Origin of the sequence: Enterobacter sp. ECC-175, assembly GCF_043968675.1 — a bacterium.
Lineage (GTDB): Bacteria > Pseudomonadota > Gammaproteobacteria > Enterobacterales > Enterobacteriaceae > Enterobacter.
The window spans coordinates 495,435-513,661 of the sequence record NZ_CP143776.1 but is presented as its reverse complement, the minus strand read 5'-3'; the positions used below and the strand labels follow the sequence as shown (position 1 = coordinate 513,661).

Here is an 18,227-nt window from a genome sequence, read left to right as displayed (position 1 = left end):
GTTCGGAAATTGATGATGAGTCAACAACACACTACCCAGACGTCTTGTCAGGGTTTGCTTGAGCGCGTGTTTAAGCTGCGCGAGCACGGCACAACGGCACGCACCGAAGTGATCGCCGGTTTTACTACCTTCCTGACGATGGTCTATATCGTTTTTGTTAACCCACAGATTCTGGGCGTGGCCGGTATGGACACCAGCGCCGTCTTCGTGACCACCTGCCTGATCGCCGCGCTGGGCAGCATTTTGATGGGCGTGTTTGCTAACCTGCCGGTCGCACTGGCTCCGGCAATGGGCTTAAACGCGTTCTTCGCCTTCGTGGTGGTTCAGGCCATGGGCCTGCCGTGGCAGGTGGGCATGGGCGCGATCTTCTGGGGCGCCATTGGCCTGCTGCTGCTGACCATTTTCCGCGTGCGCTACTGGATGATTGCCAATATCCCCGTCAGCCTGCGCGTGGGCATCACCAGCGGTATTGGGCTGTTCATCGGCATGATGGGCCTGAAGAATGCGGGCGTCATCGTTGCGAACCCGGAAACGCTGGTAAGCATCGGCAACCTGGCCTCCCACGGCGTGCTGCTGGGCGTGCTGGGCTTCTTTATCATCGCCATTCTGGCGTCGCGTAACATTCACGCCGCGGTGCTGGTCTCGATAATTGTGACCACGCTGCTGGGCTGGATGCTGGGCGACGTTCACTATAGCGGCATCGTCTCCGCGCCGCCGAGCGTCACTACCGTTATTGGTCACGTCGACCTGGCAGGATCGCTGAACCTCGGCCTGGCGGGCGTAATTTTCTCCTTCATGCTGGTTAACCTGTTTGACTCTTCCGGCACGCTGATCGGCGTCACCGACAAAGCGGGCCTGGCTGACGAGAAAGGCAAGTTCCCGCGCATGAAGCAGGCGCTGTTTGTGGATAGCGTCTCGTCCGTGGCCGGTTCGTTCATCGGCACGTCTTCTGTTACCGCTTACATTGAATCCTCTTCCGGCGTGTCCGTGGGCGGTCGTACCGGGCTGACGGCGGTAGTGGTTGGCCTGCTGTTCCTGCTGGTGATCTTCCTTTCTCCGCTGGCAGGAATGGTGCCACCGTATGCGGCAGCCGGTGCGCTGATTTACGTCGGCGTGCTGATGACCTCAAGCCTGGCGCGCGTGAAGTGGGAAGATTTAACCGAAGCGGTACCGGCGTTTATTACCGCCGTCATGATGCCGTTTAGCTTCTCGATTACCGAAGGTATCGCACTGGGCTTCATCTCCTACTGCGTGATGAAGATCGGTACCGGCCGCTTCCGCGAGCTCAGCCCGTGCGTGATCGTGGTGGCGTTGCTGTTCGTGCTGAAGATTGTGTTTATCGACGCCAAATAAACAGGTTTGTTCCCTCTCCCTGTGGGAGAGGGTTAGGGTGAGGGCAACGGGCCGCTCCGGCTTATGCCTTCACCCGCTTAATATAATCCCCGAACGCCGTCAGCTGTCCGCTCAGATGGTCGCGCGTGCTCTGATCTACCACTTCACCCGTCTGCGGGTCGACTTTATTCTGAATCACGCCGCCCATAAATTCCGGCTTGTTCATGACCATTGCATCCAGGAATACCAGAATCTGGCGCAGGTGATACTGGCAGCGTGCGCCGCCAATGGCGCCCATTGAGCTGGTCTGAATCAAGACCGGTTTTCCGGAAAGCGGCTGTTCCGGCAAACGGGACAACCAGTCAATCGCGTTCTTCAGGCCACCGGGAACCGAGTAGTTGTATTCAGGTGTAACGATGACCACGCCGTCCGCCTGGCGGATCTGTTCTGCAATTGCTTCCACGCTCTGCGGGAAGCCCTCTTCCTGCTGCACGTCGGCATCATAGAGCGGGATATCGCCAATGGAAGGCAGTGCGACAATCTCCATTCCCGCGGGGGCCAGCTGCGGCAGCGTGCGAGCGACCATTCCATTAAATGAACCTTTGCGCAGGCTCCCCAGTAACGTAACAACTTTCAACGTATCAGACATGATTACTCCTGTTTCATCATGGTGATCCGGAATGGATCAGCTAAGGGTAAATGCTTTTTCTGCGGGTAAACTGGTCAGCCGCATAAGGCGTGCGGCGGGCTCGTTGGCGCGCTCGGGCACCTCCGGAAGACTACGCCATCCGCGGGTGCTGTCAAACTCCCAGATTTTCAGCCGCTCAATGGCGGGCGTGACGGCAATCGACCAAATTAGCACATCCTCTGCGTCGCTGAGCGCTTCGATGCGCGACGCTTTTGTTGCGCGCAGCCGTCCCGAGCCGGGGAGAAGCTGCAGCAGGCTGGCGTCGTCTGATGCGCAGCCGCAAAGCTTGCGAATGCTCTGGCGCAGCGTGATGAGCTGAGCCTTAGCCTCAGCGGGATCGTTTTGATTGCGTATCCACAGCTTTTCATTACTGGAAAGCGGGTAATCTTCATGCGGATTAAGGACGTGGAAACCGCGCGTGGCGCGCTGAAGCTCGAGATCCAGCCCGCAGTCACCTTCGGTGGTCAGAGCAATGCCCACAATATTGCCCGCGTAGGCGATGGAAAAACGAGGGAGTTCGGGGTTGGCAAAGACCGGCCGGCCTTCGGGTTGCGTAATCATATCCGGCAGCTCGCCGGTGCCGTACAGCATAAACATCAGTTCGGCGAGAAGTGCTCTGGAAGCTAAAAAACGCGTCCTGCGATGTTCGGGGAGATTACGTGCCTCATCGTGGCAGGCAGAAGACATTCTGGGCGACACGAGCCGTCCCTCTTTCAGCGTTCCACGTGCAAAATGCGTAGCCATTTTTCGCTCCTTGATAATGGACCCGATAGGTTAAACGGTTACATGATTATCGCTTAACTCAGCTACAGTTTTAATCGGTAATTGAAAGTAAAAATAGCCTGAAAGCCGAACTTTACATTTTCTTGTCCAAAAAAAGGGATCGCTAACGCAGCGGCGCGCCGTAAAGGGCCTTAATGGTTTCTCGTAACCAGAGTATTTTGGGGTTGTGGCTGTTTCGCTTGTGCCAGATGAGCGTGAAGGGAACGGTCAGCTTTTCTGCCTGCGCTTCATCAATCGGAATGGGCAAGGTGACCAGCTTTCGCTGGTGGAGCTGATTGTAGTGATGGCAGTAATGCGGCGCCGTGGCAATGTAATGGTGGCCGGGCTGAGCCGCCATGAACATCGACTGCTCAAAGCCGGGCAGGCTCATGGCGATGTTACGCTCGCGGCCCATTTCTCTTAACACCTCATCCAGCGCCCAGGTATCGCTACGCTCCCAGAAAATGCTGATGTGCGGGTAGCGCAGGAACGTCTCCAGGTTCCACTCTTCCTGTAGCGCAGGGTGATCCTCGCGAACGTAAACGCACGGCCGGTCGCTGAACAGAATTTCGTAGTCGATAAACCACGGCATCAGCTTGAGCAGCTCGCGCGAGCGCGGATGCGTTTCCCGTCCGGTAAAACCAAGGTCCACTTCCCCGCGCGTGATGGCGTCCAGCGAGTCGTAATCCCAGTGGCGCATCTTCACCGTTGCCTGTGGGTAGCGCTGGTTCACCTGCTCCAGCAGCGCGTTAAGGCGGATCAGCATCAGCGGGGTTTCCGCCGCCAGCTCGAATTTTAGATTGCCCGGGGAATCATGGTGAAATTTATCGAGGATCTGATTGCCTATCTGCATCCAGTCGGCCAGATCCTGCTCCAGGCTAACCGTCAGGGGCGTGGGCAGCAGCCCCAGCGGCGTTTTCACAAACAGCGGGTCTTCGAACCAGTCGCGCAGCTTCGCCAGTGATTTGCTGACCGCGGACGGCGTCACGTTCATCCGCTTTGCGGCTTTGGTGACGCTACGCTCCTGCAGCAAAAGCTGCAGGCACAGTAACAGGTTAAGATCGAGGCTGCTGATGGGCTTCTTCATAATGCGCTGCGGGCTGGATGACCATAAGTAAGAGAATGCAGAGCATGCTACAGCCAATCAGAATCCCGATCAGCATATTCAGCGCGTTGAGTCCGATAACGGCTGCCAGCCATATCCATAGCGATGACCCGCAGACCTGTGCGATGCCCAGCACCGAGCTGGCGACCCCCGCGCGCAGCGAGAACGGGCCGAGCGCCTGGCTCATCGCCACGCCAAACCCGACGGAGAAGCCAGCGCATATCAGCGTAATGCCCACCAGCATCACCGCGTGCGAGCTGGCGGTTGCCAGAATCACGCCCGCCGTCAGGAATAAAACCTGCGAGGCCAGCATGAGCGTGCGCTGACGGAAGACGTTCAGCGCAAACGGCGTTGAGAAAGAGACGGCCATGCTAACCAGTGCGGTTAACGCCATCACCGTCGAATATTCCCCGCGATCGAAGCCCATGGTTTCCATCATTAACACAGGGGAAACGTTTACATAGGTCAGGATCACCGCCACGCTCAGGGTGGTGACCGCCAGGCGGCTCAGGAAGAATCGGTTAAGAAGCTTTTCGGCAGGATGAATTGATGACGTGTGTCCCGCGTTTTGCGCGCCGGGGTGAGTCTCCTTCAATACCGCGATCGACAGAAGAAACACCAACATGCCCATGCTCGCCATCGTCCAGAACAGGCTCTGCCAGGGGAGTTTCAGCATAATCAGATATCCCACAACCGGGGCCAGCACCGGAATGATGCAGGTAATGCCGTTCAGCATGGAGAGCACCTTCGCGCGCCGCTGGGCGCTAAGGGTGTCGCGCAGAATCGCAAACGCCACCACGTAGCAGCCGCCGGCGCCAATGCCCTGGATAAAACGACCCGCAAGAAACGTCGTGCTGCCGTGCGCCAGCGAGCAAAGCACCGAGGCGAGGGCAAAAATGACCGCGCCCGTTATTGCGACGGGCTGACGACCGGCCTTATCGGCAATTTTCCCGGCAAAGACCATCGACGACGCCATCCCCGCGAGGTAGGCCGAAAATGCGATGTGCAGCTGCGCTTCGCTGGCCCCGAGATCCTGGGCGATGTGCGGTAATCCCACCAGATACATATCGATGCCTGACGGATAAAGCAGAACTAATGCGAAACTACAAAACAGAAAACGCGCCATAAACCCCCCATAGATGCAGGCATGCAGAATAGGGGGATGAAGTGGATTAGGCGAGTTGCCATTTGGACAATAGTGATTTCCTGGGAGGAAAGAGGCTGGTTGGCGGCATTTAATGGGATCAAGTTAAAGCAAAACGGGGCGAATTGGTATTACGGTTTAAAAGCTTTCCATATTATCTTTGATTTCTGAGATAATATTTTTGTTTCGCAATCGCCTTTCCCTGTCAGCCTGGATGAAAACAGTGTTAATATTTTCACCAAAATGCTAAAGCTTTGAGATATTTTTCCGAAAATAAACTCATACCCTTTATTATTACATATAGCTAAGAGTTAAGGATTTTAAAATGGAAGAAACTGAATTTTATAGAAATGGTAATGTAAGTATCACTAATGCTAGATTTATTGTTGATTCAACAACCTATGCGATGAATGGTGTCACTTCAGTGAAACGTGGCCAAACAGATCCCTCTAAAGTTGGCCCTGTTGTTATGGCGCTTATTGGATTCGTGATGGTGTTTTTAGTCACCGGTTTTTTGGCCAAAGCGATCGGTGTAGTTATGGTTATTGCAGCCATTGCATGGTTTAAAGCAATCAAGCCAGAATATATTGTATATTTAAATAGTTCTTCTGGTGAATCACAAGCACTCTCCAGTACAGATAAACAGTATATTGATGATGTTATTAACTCCTTAAACAACGCCATTATTCATCGAGGGTAATATATCAGCTGGTGACAATCAGAGTTTCAGCGCTTTCACCCGTCGCCAGCATTTTAAGAGTTGTTTGAATTAGCTACAGTACAGAAGCTGGGAAATCAAGCTAACCCATTAATACATTTAAGATAATCGGTCTTAAAACACGGCCCTGGGCGCATTTAAGGATACAAAAGCGGTATCTTTGCTGACCCAGATGACAACACTACCCCCAGACTCTCGCCATTCCTTCGCTTTCCGGCCGGACTAACTCAAAACCGAACTTCGCATAGAGTTCCGGTACGTCAGCCACCAGAGAGACATAAGCGCCTTTATAAGCGTTGCTATCCAGCCATCGAATAATGTTTTCCATAATGATTCGGCCAAGTCCACGCCCCTGATGGGCGGGGTCGACGGCGATATCGACTATCTCGAAGTTTAATGCACCATCGCCAACGATACGCCCTATGCCGACAGGCACTCCTTGCCAGAGAATGTGTACGCCATAACAGCTTCGCGGCAGACCCACCCTGGCAGCCTCAAGCGGTCGTGCTGATAACCCCGATATACTTCGTAAACGGCAAAAATCTTCGGCAGAGGGAACGGACTCAACAACGGTGTGTTCGGTAGTCATGACTATCACCAATAACAAATAATTAACTTTTAGCAGCCTGATGTTGTGATAGCAATGCCCGAAACGATACGGATATCGGTAGGAAAATAATCCGTTAAAAATAAAAACCCGCATTAACAGGCAGTTAATGCGGGTTAGTGGTCGTTCACGGACGAGGATGGACTAAAACTTATTTGCCAATACAGAAGCTCGAGAAAATCCTTCCCAGCAGATCGTCCGACGTAAATTCGCCGGTGATCTCGCTCAGGTTCTGCTGCGCCAGCCGTAGCTCTTCCGCCAGCAGCTCACCCGCCCACGCGCCGATCAGCTGCGCTTTACCCTGAACGAGGTGGTTCGCCGCCTCTTCCAGCGCCTGCAGGTGACGGCGGCGCGCCAGGAAGCCGCCTTCCATGCTGGTGTCAAAGCCCATGCTCTGCTTGAGATGGTTGCGCAGGTCGTCCACGCCTTCGCCCGTGCGGGCCGACAGGCGAATCAGTGAGTGACCATTTACATCGCTGATGCCGAGGGTTTCGCCAGTGACGTCCGCCTTGTTGCGCACCACGGTGATCGGTAACTTGGCCGGCAGGCGGGCGATAAAGTCTGGCCAGATCTCAGCCGGGTCAACGGCGTCGGTCGTGGTGCCATCCACCATAAACAGCACGCGGTCGGCCTGCTCGATCTCCTGCCAGGCGCGTTCGATACCGATGCGCTCAACTTCGTCGCTGGCATCGCGCAGCCCTGCCGTATCAATAATGTGCAGCGGCATGCCGTCGATGTGAATGTGCTCGCGCAGCACGTCGCGCGTGGTGCCGGCGATATCGGTGACGATCGCCGCTTCACGGCCCGCGAGGGCGTTCAGCAGGCTTGATTTCCCGGCGTTGGGGCGTCCGGCGATAACGACCTTCATCCCTTCTCGCAGCAGGCTGCCCTGGCGCGCTTCGGCGCGCACGGCGTCGAGATCGGCCATGACGCTATTAAGCTGGGCTTCGATTTTGCCGTCAGAGAGGAAGTCGATCTCTTCGTCGGGGAAGTCGATGGCCGCTTCGACGTAGATGCGCAGGTGAGTCAGTGCTTCGACAAGATGATTCACGCGCGCGGAAAATGCGCCCTGGAGAGAGTTCAGCGCCGAGCGCGCCGCCTGCTCGGAGCTGGCGTCGATCAGGTCGGCAATCGCCTCGGCCTGCGCCAGATCGAGCTTGTCGTTGAGGAAGGCACGCTCGGAGAACTCACCCGGCTTCGCAATGCGCAGGCCCGGCAGGGTCAGAATGCGTTTTAACAGCAGGTCGAGGATCACCGGTCCGCCGTGGCCCTGCAGCTCCAGCACGTCTTCACCGGTAAAGGAGTTCGGGCCGGGGAACCACAGCGCAATGCCCTGGTCCAGCGGCGTGCCGTCGCTGTCTTTAAACGGCAGATAATCCGCGTAGCGCGGCTTTGGCAGTTTACCCAGCACCGCTTCGGCCACCTCGCGCGCCTTCAGGCCGGAGATGCGCAGAATGCCTACACCACCGCGTCCCGGTGGGGTTGCCTGGGCGACGATAGTGTCGTTATGGCTCATGGTTGGTCTCTTTGTAAATGTGAAAAAGGCGGTCTAATGACCGCCTTCTCTGGCATAACTCTACCGTGAATACTCGAAATAATTCAAGTTGCAGGAAGGCGGCAAGTTTGTGCGCCCCAGGAGCTTACTGAAGTAAGTGACTGGGGCAATCAAACGCAGCCAACGCGCCTGCGGCTTGAAAAATGAAGAGTATCAGGACTTTTTCTTTTCGCGGCTATGCAGGCCACGCTTCTCCAGACCACGGTAAATCAGCTGCTGCTGGATGATGGTCACCAGGTTGCTGACGATATAGTACAGCACCAGACCTGACGGGAACCACAGGAAGAACACGGTGAAGATGACCGGCATAAAGGTCATGATCTTCTGCTGCATCGGGTCGGTCACGGTGGTCGGCGACATCTTCTGGATGAAGAACATCGTCACGCCCATCAGGATCGGCAGGATGTAGTACGGGTCCTGTGCGGACAGGTCATGGATCCACAGGGCGAACGGCGCATGGCGCAGCTCAACGGAGCCCATCAGCATGTAGTACAGCGCAAGGAAGATTGGCATCTGAATCAGCAGCGGGAAGCAGCCACCCAGCGGGTTCACTTTCTCTGCTTTATACAGGGCCATCATTTCCTGGCTCTGACGCTGTTTGTCATCGCCCAGACGCTCACGCATCGCCTGAATCTTAGGCTGCAGCATGCGCATCTTCGCCATGGAGGTGTACTGCGCTTTAGTCAGCGGGTACATGATGCCACGAACGATGAAGGTGATAACGATGATGGAGAAGCCCCAGTTGCCCAGGAAGCTGTGGATGAACTTCAGCAGCTTAAACAGCGGCTGAGAGATGAACCACAACCAGCCGTAATCGACGGTCAGATCCAGATGCGGCGCGACTGCAGCCATTTTATCCTGAATTTCCGGGCCGACCCACAGGGTGCTTGCCAGCGTACCGGCTTGACCAGGCTGAACCAGAACCGGCTGAGATTTGTAGCCGATGGCTGCAATACCGTTACCGAGATTCGCGGTGTAGAAGTTATTCGTGCCGTCGTTATTCGGAACCCATGCGGTGGCGAAATACTGCTGCAGCATCGCAACCCAGCCGCCTTTCGCGCTAACGTTCAGGTTCTCGTTATCAGCGATGGTGTCGAATTTGTATTTCTCATACTTCGCGTCAGGCGTGGAGTATGCCGCGCCACGGAAGGTATGCAGCGCAAAGTTGCTGCTTCCGGTGTCACGGTGAGACGGCAGGTTGATGGACTGCTTCAGCTGGCCGAAGGTAGACAGCTCCAGCGGCTTCTCGCTGCTGTTCTTCACGTTGTAGCCCACGTTCACCGCATACTCACCGCGTTTCAGGGTGAAGGTTTTGGTGAAGGTGTTGCCTGCGGCATCGGTGTAGGTCATCGGGATAGCGATTTCGTTCTGACCATCAGCCAGGACAAACGTATCTTTCTCGACGTTATACAGTGGACGCGCACCGTTAGCCGGGTTATCTGGGCCATCACGACCGGTCAGGCCGCTTTGCGCCTGATAGATAAACTCAGGTGTGGTTTCCAGTAACTGGAACGGTTCGGTAGACTTCAGCTCTTTCGGGTAGGTCAACAGCAGCGCCTGCTCAATATCACCACCACGGGTGTTGATAGTCAGCTCAAGCACATCGGTCTTAACCGTAATCTGTTTCCCCTGGCCACTGGCCGGTACGCCCTGGTCGGCGGCGCTACCCGCTGCGGTGGTCGTGGTCTGCGTGGTCTGCTGCTGAGGTTGAGGATTTTTATCCTGCTCCCAAGCCTGCCAGATCATGAAAGACACGAACAACAAAGCGATGATAAGAAGATTGCGTTGCGAATCCATCGTTAGTGTTCTCTGGTATCAAATGGTCCTGGGGGGACGGGGTCGTCTCCACCGGGGTGTAAAGGGTGGCATTTTAATACGCGTTTCACCGTCAACCAACTGCCTTTTATCACTCCAAACCTGCGCAATGCCTCAATTCCGTAGCTTGAACATGTTGGTGTGAAACGGCAGTGCGGCCCGAGTAGCGGACTAATCAGGCGTTGATAGACCCTTATCAGGGCTATCAGGACCCGTGAGCCAGGCGACAGTGGCGGCGCCATAATTTTTCCAACGCTTCCGAGAGAGCACGGTTATCGAGGTCGGCAACCCCTTTTTTAGCCACCACCACGAAATCCATTGAAGGCAGTTCGTGTTGACGTAAACGGAAGCTTTCACGCGTCAGACGTTTAATCCGATTGCGTTCGTGCGCACGCTTAACGTTTTTCTTGGCGACAGTGAGACCGATGCGGGGATGCCCCAGCGAATTTTGGCGGCCGAGGATGGTGATTTGCGGCGTGCCAGCCCGTTGTGGCTGCTGGAAGACGAAAGTGAAATGAGTGGGAGTTAACAAACGTAACTCCCTGGGAAATGCGAGCTTAACCACTCAGGGGTTAGCTTTATTACTTGGAAACGGTCAGACGAGCGCGGCCTTTAGCACGACGACGTGCCAGAACCTGACGACCATTTTTAGTAGCCATACGAGCACGGAAGCCGTGAGAACGGTTGCGCTTCAGTACAGACGGTTGAAAAGTGCGTTTCATGGCGATTTCTACCTAAACTTGAATAAATTCATGACTTTTGCGGATGCCCGACCGAGTTTCGAATGACGGACGCCGAAGCCGTGGGTGATTAAAGAGGCCGGATTGTAATAATTGTACACTCCGGAGTCAATTCTCTTTCCTTATTTCCCGCGTATTTCCGCACGTTTTCGTGTGGAAAATGAGCAACGGACGACGCAGGAAGATGAGCATCACGCGCCGGGTCGAGGATTATACGGGCTCACCGACAAAGCGCAAGGATCGTGCCGGATCTTCGTTAGATCATTTAAGCAAAAATTTGCCTGTACTCATTAATTTTTCCAATATGCGGGCTAAATCGTGGGGCATGCGCGCCTGGATCGATTACACTTACCCGGTTCCGGATCTTCCTGTGGATAAATCGGGAAGAATCTGTGAGAAACAGAAGATCTCTGGCTCAGTTTAGGCTATGATCCGCGGTCCCGATCGGGATCCACGGATCCTGGTCTGGATAAAATTGCAGATAGCAATTCGCACGTCCCCCTTTGCACAGGGTCTTGTCGATGTGCGTCAACAATCATGAATATTCAATAGTTTTCTTTTATTGTTCGAGTGGAGTCCGCCGTGTCACTTTCGCTTTGGCAGCAGTGTCTTGCCCGATTGCAGGATGAGTTACCAGCCACAGAATTCAGTATGTGGATCCGCCCATTGCAGGCGGAGCTGAGCGATAACACGCTGGCTTTGTATGCGCCAAACCGTTTTGTGCTCGATTGGGTAAGGGATAAGTACCTTAATAATATCAATGGATTGCTGAACGATTTTTGCGGCTCAGACGCGCCACAGCTACGTTTTGAAGTGGGCACCAAGCCGGTCACGCAAACCGTTCGTGAGACCGTTAACGTGGCCGCACCCGCGCAGGCGGCGCCCGCTCCTGCACCTCGCGTGGCACCTGCTCGCCAGGGCTGGGATAATGTTCCCGCTCCGGCAGAACCTACCTATCGCTCTAACGTTAACGTAAAACACACGTTTGATAACTTCGTTGAAGGTAAGTCGAACCAGCTGGCGCGCGCGGCGGCTCGCCAGGTTGCGGATAATCCCGGTGGCGCCTACAACCCGCTGTTCCTTTATGGCGGCACGGGCCTGGGTAAAACGCACCTTCTTCACGCGGTGGGTAACGGCATTATGGCGCGCAAGCCCAATGCGAAAGTGGTGTATATGCACTCCGAGCGCTTCGTTCAGGACATGGTAAAAGCCCTGCAAAACAATGCGATCGAAGAGTTTAAACGCTACTACCGTTCCGTTGACGCGCTGCTGATCGATGACATCCAGTTCTTTGCCAATAAAGAACGATCGCAGGAAGAGTTTTTCCACACCTTCAATGCCCTGCTTGAAGGAAATCAGCAGATCATTTTGACCTCGGATCGTTATCCAAAAGAGATCAACGGCGTTGAAGATCGTCTGAAATCCCGCTTCGGCTGGGGCCTGACCGTGGCGATCGAGCCGCCGGAGCTGGAAACCCGCGTCGCGATCCTGATGAAAAAAGCCGATGAAAACGACATTCGCCTGCCGGGTGAAGTGGCGTTCTTTATCGCCAAGCGTCTGCGTTCCAACGTTCGTGAGCTGGAAGGGGCGCTGAACCGCGTTATTGCCAATGCCAACTTTACCGGCCGTGCGATCACCATCGATTTTGTACGTGAAGCCCTGCGTGATTTGTTGGCATTGCAGGAAAAACTGGTCACCATTGATAATATTCAAAAGACGGTGGCTGAGTACTACAAAATCAAAGTGGCCGATTTACTGTCTAAACGTCGTTCCCGCTCCGTGGCGCGTCCGCGTCAGATGGCAATGGCGTTGGCAAAGGAGTTAACCAACCACAGCCTGCCGGAAATTGGCGATGCGTTTGGTGGCCGTGACCATACGACCGTGCTGCACGCGTGCCGTAAGATTGAGCAGTTACGCGAAGAAAGCCACGACATAAAAGAAGATTTTTCCAATTTAATCAGAACTCTATCATCGTGACGCTATGAAATTTACTGTTGAACGTGAACATTTATTAAAACCGCTGCAGCAGGTAAGTGGCCCATTAGGTGGCCGCCCAACGTTGCCTATTCTTGGAAACCTGCTGCTTCAGGTCGCGGACGGCACGCTGTCGCTGACCGGCACAGACCTGGAAATGGAAATGATCGCGCGCGTTACGCTGTCTCAGCCGCATGACGCGGGCGCGACTACCGTTCCGGCACGTAAATTCTTTGATATCTGCCGCGGGCTGCCGGAAGGTGCAGAAATTGCCGTGCAGCTCGAAGGCGACCGCATGCTGGTGCGCTCTGGCCGCAGCCGTTTCTCGCTCTCCACGCTGCCTGCCGCAGACTTCCCGAACCTCGACGACTGGCAGAGCGAAGTTGAATTTACCCTGCCGCAGGCGACGATGAAGCGTCTGATTGAGGCCACGCAGTTCTCCATGGCTCATCAGGACGTTCGTTACTACTTAAACGGCATGCTGTTCGAAACCGAAGGTGAAGAGCTGCGTACCGTGGCCACTGACGGCCACCGTCTGGCGGTCTGTTCCATGCCGATTGGCGATTCCCTGCCAAACCATTCGGTGATCGTGCCGCGTAAAGGCGTGATTGAGCTGATGCGCATGCTCGACGGCGGCGATACTCCGCTGCGCGTGCAGATCGGCAGCAACAACATTCGTGCCCACGTGGGCGATTTTGTCTTCACCTCGAAGCTGGTTGACGGTCGTTTCCCGGATTATCGCCGCGTATTGCCGAAAAACCCGGATAAGCATCTGGAAGCAAGCTGCGATACGCTTAAGCAGGCGTTTGCCCGTGCTGCAATCCTCTCTAACGAGAAGTTCCGCGGCGTGCGCCTGTACGTAAGCGAAAATCAGATCAAAATCACCGCCAACAACCCAGAGCAGGAAGAGGCGGAAGAGATTCTGGACGTCACCTACGCCGGGGCTGAGATGGAAATCGGCTTCAACGTCAGCTATGTGCTGGATGTGCTGAACGCGCTGAAATGCGAGAACGTTCGCATCCTGCTGACTGACTCCGTTTCGAGCGTACAGATTGAAGATGCCGCATCACAGTCGGCGGCTTATGTTGTCATGCCAATGAGACTGTAGTGATAACTATCGGGCTATCTTACTTGCCATTTTCAACCTGGGCTGTGCTCGCCCCTGTCACGTACTGCGTGTACGCTCCAGGGTCTGCGCGCAGTCCGCGTTGAAACTGGCTGCGCCGATTACGCCCTGGCCCGAAGAAACTCAGATATGTCACTGACGCGCCTTTTAATCAAAGACTTCCGTAACATTGAAAATGCGGATCTTGCTTTATCCCCCGGCTTTAACTTCCTGGTTGGCGCGAACGGCAGCGGCAAAACCAGCGTGCTGGAAGCCATCTACACGCTTGGCCACGGCCGGGCGTTTCGCAGCCTGCAGATTGGTCGCGTCATTCGCCACGAGCAGGAATCCTTTGTGCTTCACGGGCGCCTGCAGGGCGAAGAGCGCGAAACCGCCATCGGTCTGACCAAAGACAAGCAGGGCGACAGCAAGGTGCGCATCGACGGCACAGACGGCCATAAGGTGGCCGAGCTGGCGCTGCTGATGCCGATGCAGCTGATCACGCCCGAGGGGTTTACTTTACTCAACGGCGGCCCCAAATACAGAAGAGCGTTCCTCGACTGGGGATGCTTTCACAATGAAGCCGGGTTCTTTAACGCCTGGAGCAACCTGAAGCGCCTGCTTAAGCAGCGCAACGCCGCGCTGCGCCAGGTCACCCGCTACGCCCAGCTGCGTCCGTGGGATAGGGAACTGATCCCGCTGGCGGAACAAATCAGCCGCTGGCGTGCCGAATACAGCGCAGGCATCGCCGAAGACATGGCCGATACCTGCAAACAGTTTTTACCGGAGTTTTCCCTGACCTTTTCCTTCCAGCGCGGCTGGGAGAAAGAGACGGATTATGCCGACGTGCTGGAGAGAAACTTCGAGCGCGATCGCATGCTGACCTACACCGCGCACGGTCCGCACAAGGCGGATTTTCGCATTCGTGCAGACGGCGCACCGGTTGAAGATACCTTGTCGCGCGGGCAGCTTAAGCTCCTGATGTGCGCGCTGCGCCTGGCGCAGGGGGAGTTCCTCACCCGCGAGAGCGGGCGGCGCTGCCTGTATCTGATAGATGATTTTGCCTCGGAACTTGACGACGCGCGGCGCGGGCTGCTTGCCAGCCGCTTAAAAGCCACGCAGTCGCAGGTTTTCGTCAGCGCGATTAGCGCTGAACACGTTATAGACATGTCGGACGAAAATTCGAAGATGTTTACCGTGGAAAAGGGTAAAATAACGGATTAACCCAAGTTTAAATGAGCGAGAAACGTTGATGTCGAATTCTTATGACTCCTCCAGTATCAAAGTCCTGAAAGGGCTGGATGCGGTGCGTAAGCGCCCGGGTATGTATATCGGCGACACGGATGACGGCACCGGTCTGCACCACATGGTATTCGAGGTTGTGGATAACGCTATCGACGAAGCGCTCGCGGGTCACTGTAAAGACATCGTGGTCACGATCCATGCGGACAACTCCGTCTCCGTCACCGATGATGGTCGCGGCATCCCAACCGGTATTCACCCGGAAGAAGGGGTATCCGCTGCGGAAGTTATCATGACCGTGCTGCACGCGGGCGGTAAGTTCGACGATAACTCCTATAAAGTGTCCGGTGGTCTGCACGGCGTTGGCGTTTCCGTGGTAAACGCCCTGTCGCAGAAGCTGGAGCTGGTTATCCAGCGCGAAGGTAAAATTCACCGCCAGCTCTACACCCACGGCGTGCCGCAGGCCCCGCTGGCCGTGACCGGCGACACCGACAAAACCGGTACCCTGGTGCGCTTCTGGCCGAGCCTGGAAACCTTCACCAACGTCACCGAATTCGAATACGACATCCTGGCGAAGCGCCTGCGTGAGCTGTCGTTCCTGAACTCCGGCGTCTCTATCCGTCTGAAAGACAAGCGCGACGGCAAAGAAGACCACTTCCATTACGAAGGCGGCATCAAGGCGTTCGTTGAGTATCTGAACAAGAACAAAACGCCAATTCACCCGAATATCTTCTACTTCTCCACCGAAAAAGACGGCATTGGCGTAGAAGTGGCGCTGCAGTGGAACGACGGTTTCCAGGAAAACATCTACTGCTTCACCAACAACATTCCACAGCGCGATGGCGGTACGCACCTGGCGGGCTTCCGCGCGGCGATGACCCGTACCCTGAACGCCTACATGGACAAAGAAGGGTACAGCAAAAAAGCGAAAGTCAGCGCCACCGGTGACGATGCCCGTGAAGGCCTGATTGCCGTTGTCTCCGTTAAGGTGCCGGATCCGAAGTTCTCCTCGCAGACCAAAGACAAGCTGGTCTCTTCCGAGGTGAAATCGGCGGTAGAGCAGCAGATGAACGAGCTGCTGAGCGAATACCTGCTGGAAAACCCGTCCGACGCGAAAATCGTCGTGGGCAAAATTATCGACGCGGCGCGCGCGCGCGAAGCGGCGCGTAAAGCCCGTGAAATGACCCGTCGTAAAGGCGCGCTGGACTTGGCTGGCCTGCCGGGCAAGCTGGCGGACTGCCAGGAGCGCGACCCGGCGCTGTCCGAACTGTACCTCGTGGAAGGGGACTCCGCGGGCGGTTCTGCGAAGCAGGGCCGTAACCGTAAGAACCAGGCGATCCTGCCGCTGAAGGGTAAAATCCTCAACGTTGAGAAAGCGCGCTTCGACAAGATGCTCTCTTCTCAGGAAGTGGCAACGCTGATCACCGCGCTGGGCTGCGGCATTGGCCGCGACGAGTACAACCCGGACAAACTGCGCTATCACAGCATCATCATCATGACCGATGCGGACGTCGACGGTTCGCACATCCGTACGCTGCTGTTGACCTTCTTCTACCGTCAGATGCCGGAAATCGTTGAGCGTGGCCACGTCTACATCGCGCAGCCGCCGCTGTACAAAGTGAAGAAAGGCAAGCAGGAACAGTACATCAAAGACGACGAAGCGATGGATCAGTACCAAATCGCGATCGCGCTTGACGGTGCCACCCTGCACGCCAACTCCCACGCGCCTGCGCTGGCCGGCGAGCCGCTGGAACGTCTGGTCTCCGAGTTCAACGCCGCGCAGAAAATGATTACGCGCATGGAGCGTCGTTATCCGAAGACGCTGCTGAAAGCGCTGGTGTATCAGCCAACGCTGACCGAGGCCGATCTGAGCAACGAACAGACCGTTTCCCGCTGGGTCAATGCCCTGGTGAGCGAGCTGAACGAGAAAGAGCAGCACGGCAGCATGTGGAAGTGCGACGTTCAGCAGAACGCTGACGGGCAGTTTGAGCCGATTATCCGCGTGCGTACCCACGGCGTTGATACCGATTATCCGCTCGAGCACGAGTTTGTGACCGGTCCGGAATATCGTCGTCTCTGCACGCTCGGCGAGAAGTTGCGCGGCCTGATCGAAGACGATGCCTTCATCGAACGCGGCGAGCGCCGCCAGCCGGTAGCCAGCTTCGAGCAGGCGCTGGAGTGGCTGGTGAAAGAGTCCCGTCGTGGCCTCGCTATCCAGCGCTATAAAGGTCTGGGCGAAATGAACCCGGAACAGCTCTGGGAAACCACCATGGATCCGGAAAGCCGCCGCATGCTGCGAGTGACCGTGAAGGACGCGATTGCCGCCGACCAGCTGTTCACCACTCTGATGGGTGACGCGGTTGAGCCTCGTCGCGCCTTTATCGAAGAAAACGCCCTGAAAGCGGCGAATATCGATATCTAAGTAATATCCCCTCACCCTAACCCTCTCCCCATAGGGGAGAGGGGAATGCCCGGTACCGTCTTTTCTTCCTCTCGGGGAAAAAAACTGCGCAAAAGAGGAATCCTCTCCTCACACCCAATCCCCCTTTCTTACCGTGTTTTTTGAGCCGAATCGCGTTAGCATGAGTCCAGACTCACTTAATCTGGGGATCTCATGGCCATCAAACTCATTGCAATCGATATGGACGGCACGCTGCTGCTGCCGGACCACACTATCTCTCCCGCCGTTAAAAATGCCATCGCTGCCGCGCGCGAAAAAGGCGTGCACGTAGTGCTGACCACGGGGCGTCCGTATGCGGGCGTGCATAGCTACCTGAAAGAGCTGCACATGAACCAGCCGGGTGATTACTGCATTACCTACAACGGCGCGCTGGTGCAGAAAGCGGCGGATGGCAGCACGGTGGCGCAAACCGCGCTGAGCTATGATGATTACCTGTATCTTGAAAAACTGTCCCGCGAGGTGGGTTCTCACTTCCACGCGCTCGACCGCAACACGCTGTATACCGCTAACCGCGACATCAGCTACTACACGGTGCATGAATCCTACGTTGCGACCATCCCGCTGGTGTTCTGCGAAGCGGAGAAAATGGACCCTGCCACCCAGTTCCTGAAAGTGATGATGATCGACGAGCCTGAGATCCTGGATAAAGCCATCGCGCGCATTCCGGCAGAGGTAAAAGAGAAATACACCGTGCTGAAAAGCGCGCCGTACTTCCTCGAAATCCTCGATAAACGCGTCAATAAAGGCACGGGCGTGAAATCCCTGGCCGACGCGCTGGGCATCAAGCCAGAAGAGATCATGACGCTGGGGGATCAGGAAAACGACATCGCAATGATCGAATACGCGGGTATGGGCGTGGCGATGGAGAATGCCATTCCGTCCGTGAAGGAAGTCGCTAACTTCGTCACCAAATCTAACCTGGAAGACGGCGTGGCGTACGCCATTGAGAAGTTTGTGCTGAACTAAAAATCAGCTTGCG

17 protein-coding genes are annotated in these 18,227 nt (G+C 55.6%); 7 read left to right on the top strand and 10 right to left on the bottom strand.

Annotated features, from left to right (window positions below):
• The first annotated feature begins 15 nt into the window (after positions 1 to 15).
• A complete protein-coding gene (adeP, locus tag V1599_RS02570; protein WP_395300980.1) occupies positions 16 to 1,353 on the top strand; it encodes an adenine permease AdeP in 1,338 nt (445 codons plus the stop codon).
• Positions 1,354 to 1,414: 61 nt separating this feature from the next.
• Here the strand turns inward: adeP and V1599_RS02565 are convergent, their stop codons facing one another.
• The 4 genes from V1599_RS02565 to V1599_RS02550 all read right to left on the bottom strand — a co-directional run bounded on the left by V1599_RS02565 (position 1,415) and on the right by V1599_RS02550 (position 5,013).
• Positions 1,415 to 1,981, bottom strand: coding sequence for an NADPH-dependent FMN reductase (locus V1599_RS02565; RefSeq protein WP_297115350.1), 567 nt, complete (start codon positions 1,979 to 1,981; stop codon positions 1,415 to 1,417).
• Positions 1,982 to 2,017: 36 nt separating this feature from the next.
• A complete protein-coding gene (locus V1599_RS02560) occupies positions 2,018 to 2,764 on the bottom strand; it encodes a 4'-phosphopantetheinyl transferase superfamily protein (protein ID WP_297115348.1) in 747 nt (248 codons plus the stop codon).
• 142 nt (positions 2,765 to 2,906) lie between these two features.
• Positions 2,907 to 3,869, bottom strand: a complete 963-nt coding sequence (gene yidZ, locus V1599_RS02555; RefSeq protein ID WP_112012379.1) for an HTH-type transcriptional regulator YidZ — start codon at positions 3,867 to 3,869, stop codon at positions 2,907 to 2,909.
• Positions 3,838 to 5,013 (bottom strand): MFS transporter, encoded by a 1,176-nt coding sequence (locus V1599_RS02550; protein ID WP_395300979.1) that lies wholly within the window; start codon positions 5,011 to 5,013, stop codon positions 3,838 to 3,840. The genes yidZ and V1599_RS02550 overlap by 32 nt, the downstream gene beginning before the upstream one ends.
• A 343-nt stretch (positions 5,014 to 5,356) precedes the next feature.
• Here V1599_RS02550 and V1599_RS02545 point away from each other — a divergent pair, with 343 nt between their 5' ends.
• Positions 5,357 to 5,731 (top strand): DUF6232 family protein, encoded by a 375-nt coding sequence (locus V1599_RS02545; protein WP_112012377.1) that lies wholly within the window; start codon positions 5,357 to 5,359, stop codon positions 5,729 to 5,731.
• 199 nt (positions 5,732 to 5,930) lie between these two features.
• On the opposite strand, the gene V1599_RS02540 is transcribed toward V1599_RS02545, so the two are convergent.
• The 6 genes from V1599_RS02540 to rpmH all read right to left on the bottom strand — a co-directional run bounded on the left by V1599_RS02540 (position 5,931) and on the right by rpmH (position 10,448).
• Positions 5,931 to 6,338 (bottom strand): GNAT family N-acetyltransferase, encoded by a 408-nt coding sequence (locus tag V1599_RS02540; RefSeq protein WP_395300978.1) that lies wholly within the window; start codon positions 6,336 to 6,338, stop codon positions 5,931 to 5,933.
• Positions 6,339 to 6,507: 169 nt separating this feature from the next.
• The gene (mnmE, locus tag V1599_RS02535; protein WP_112012375.1) at positions 6,508 to 7,872 is read right to left on the bottom strand and encodes a tRNA uridine-5-carboxymethylaminomethyl(34) synthesis GTPase MnmE; all 1,365 of its coding nucleotides are present in this window, start codon (positions 7,870 to 7,872) and stop codon (positions 6,508 to 6,510) included.
• A gap of 192 nt (positions 7,873 to 8,064) precedes the next feature.
• Positions 8,065 to 9,708 carry a membrane protein insertase YidC gene (gene yidC / locus V1599_RS02530; RefSeq protein ID WP_112012374.1) on the bottom strand — a complete coding sequence of 548 codons (1,644 nt, stop codon included), beginning with the start codon at positions 9,706 to 9,708 and terminating at the stop codon, positions 8,065 to 8,067.
• A 2-nt stretch (positions 9,709 to 9,710) separates the two neighbouring features.
• A complete protein-coding gene (gene yidD, locus V1599_RS02525; RefSeq protein WP_001307474.1) occupies positions 9,711 to 9,968 on the bottom strand; it encodes a membrane protein insertion efficiency factor YidD in 258 nt (85 codons plus the stop codon).
• On the bottom strand, positions 9,932 to 10,291 hold the full coding sequence (gene rnpA / locus V1599_RS02520) for a ribonuclease P protein component (RefSeq protein ID WP_014072458.1): 360 nt from the start codon (positions 10,289 to 10,291) through the stop codon (positions 9,932 to 9,934). The genes yidD and rnpA overlap by 37 nt, the downstream gene beginning before the upstream one ends.
• Before the next feature lie 16 nt (positions 10,292 to 10,307).
• Positions 10,308 to 10,448, bottom strand: a complete 141-nt coding sequence (gene rpmH / locus V1599_RS02515; RefSeq protein WP_000831330.1) for a 50S ribosomal protein L34 — start codon at positions 10,446 to 10,448, stop codon at positions 10,308 to 10,310.
• 600 nt (positions 10,449 to 11,048) lie between these two features.
• On the opposite strand from rpmH, the gene dnaA reads away from it, so the two are divergent.
• The 5 genes from dnaA (at position 11,049) to yidA (ending at position 18,214) form a co-directional block, all read left to right on the top strand.
• Positions 11,049 to 12,443, top strand: a complete 1,395-nt coding sequence (gene dnaA / locus V1599_RS02510) for a chromosomal replication initiator protein DnaA (RefSeq protein ID WP_010426558.1) — start codon at positions 11,049 to 11,051, stop codon at positions 12,441 to 12,443.
• A gap of 4 nt (positions 12,444 to 12,447) precedes the next feature.
• Positions 12,448 to 13,548, top strand: a complete 1,101-nt coding sequence (dnaN, locus tag V1599_RS02505; protein WP_112012372.1) for a DNA polymerase III subunit beta — start codon at positions 12,448 to 12,450, stop codon at positions 13,546 to 13,548.
• Positions 13,549 to 13,695: 147 nt separating this feature from the next.
• A complete protein-coding gene (recF, locus tag V1599_RS02500) occupies positions 13,696 to 14,769 on the top strand; it encodes a DNA replication/repair protein RecF (protein WP_395300977.1) in 1,074 nt (357 codons plus the stop codon).
• 28 nt (positions 14,770 to 14,797) lie between these two features.
• Positions 14,798 to 17,209: a DNA topoisomerase (ATP-hydrolyzing) subunit B gene (gyrB, locus tag V1599_RS02495; protein WP_112012370.1), complete on the top strand. Its 2,412-nt coding sequence runs from the start codon at positions 14,798 to 14,800 to the stop codon at positions 17,207 to 17,209.
• 192 nt (positions 17,210 to 17,401) lie between these two features.
• Positions 17,402 to 18,214, top strand: coding sequence for a sugar-phosphatase (gene yidA, locus V1599_RS02490; RefSeq protein ID WP_395300976.1), 813 nt, complete (start codon positions 17,402 to 17,404; stop codon positions 18,212 to 18,214).
• Positions 18,215 to 18,227: the final 13 nt, after the last annotated feature.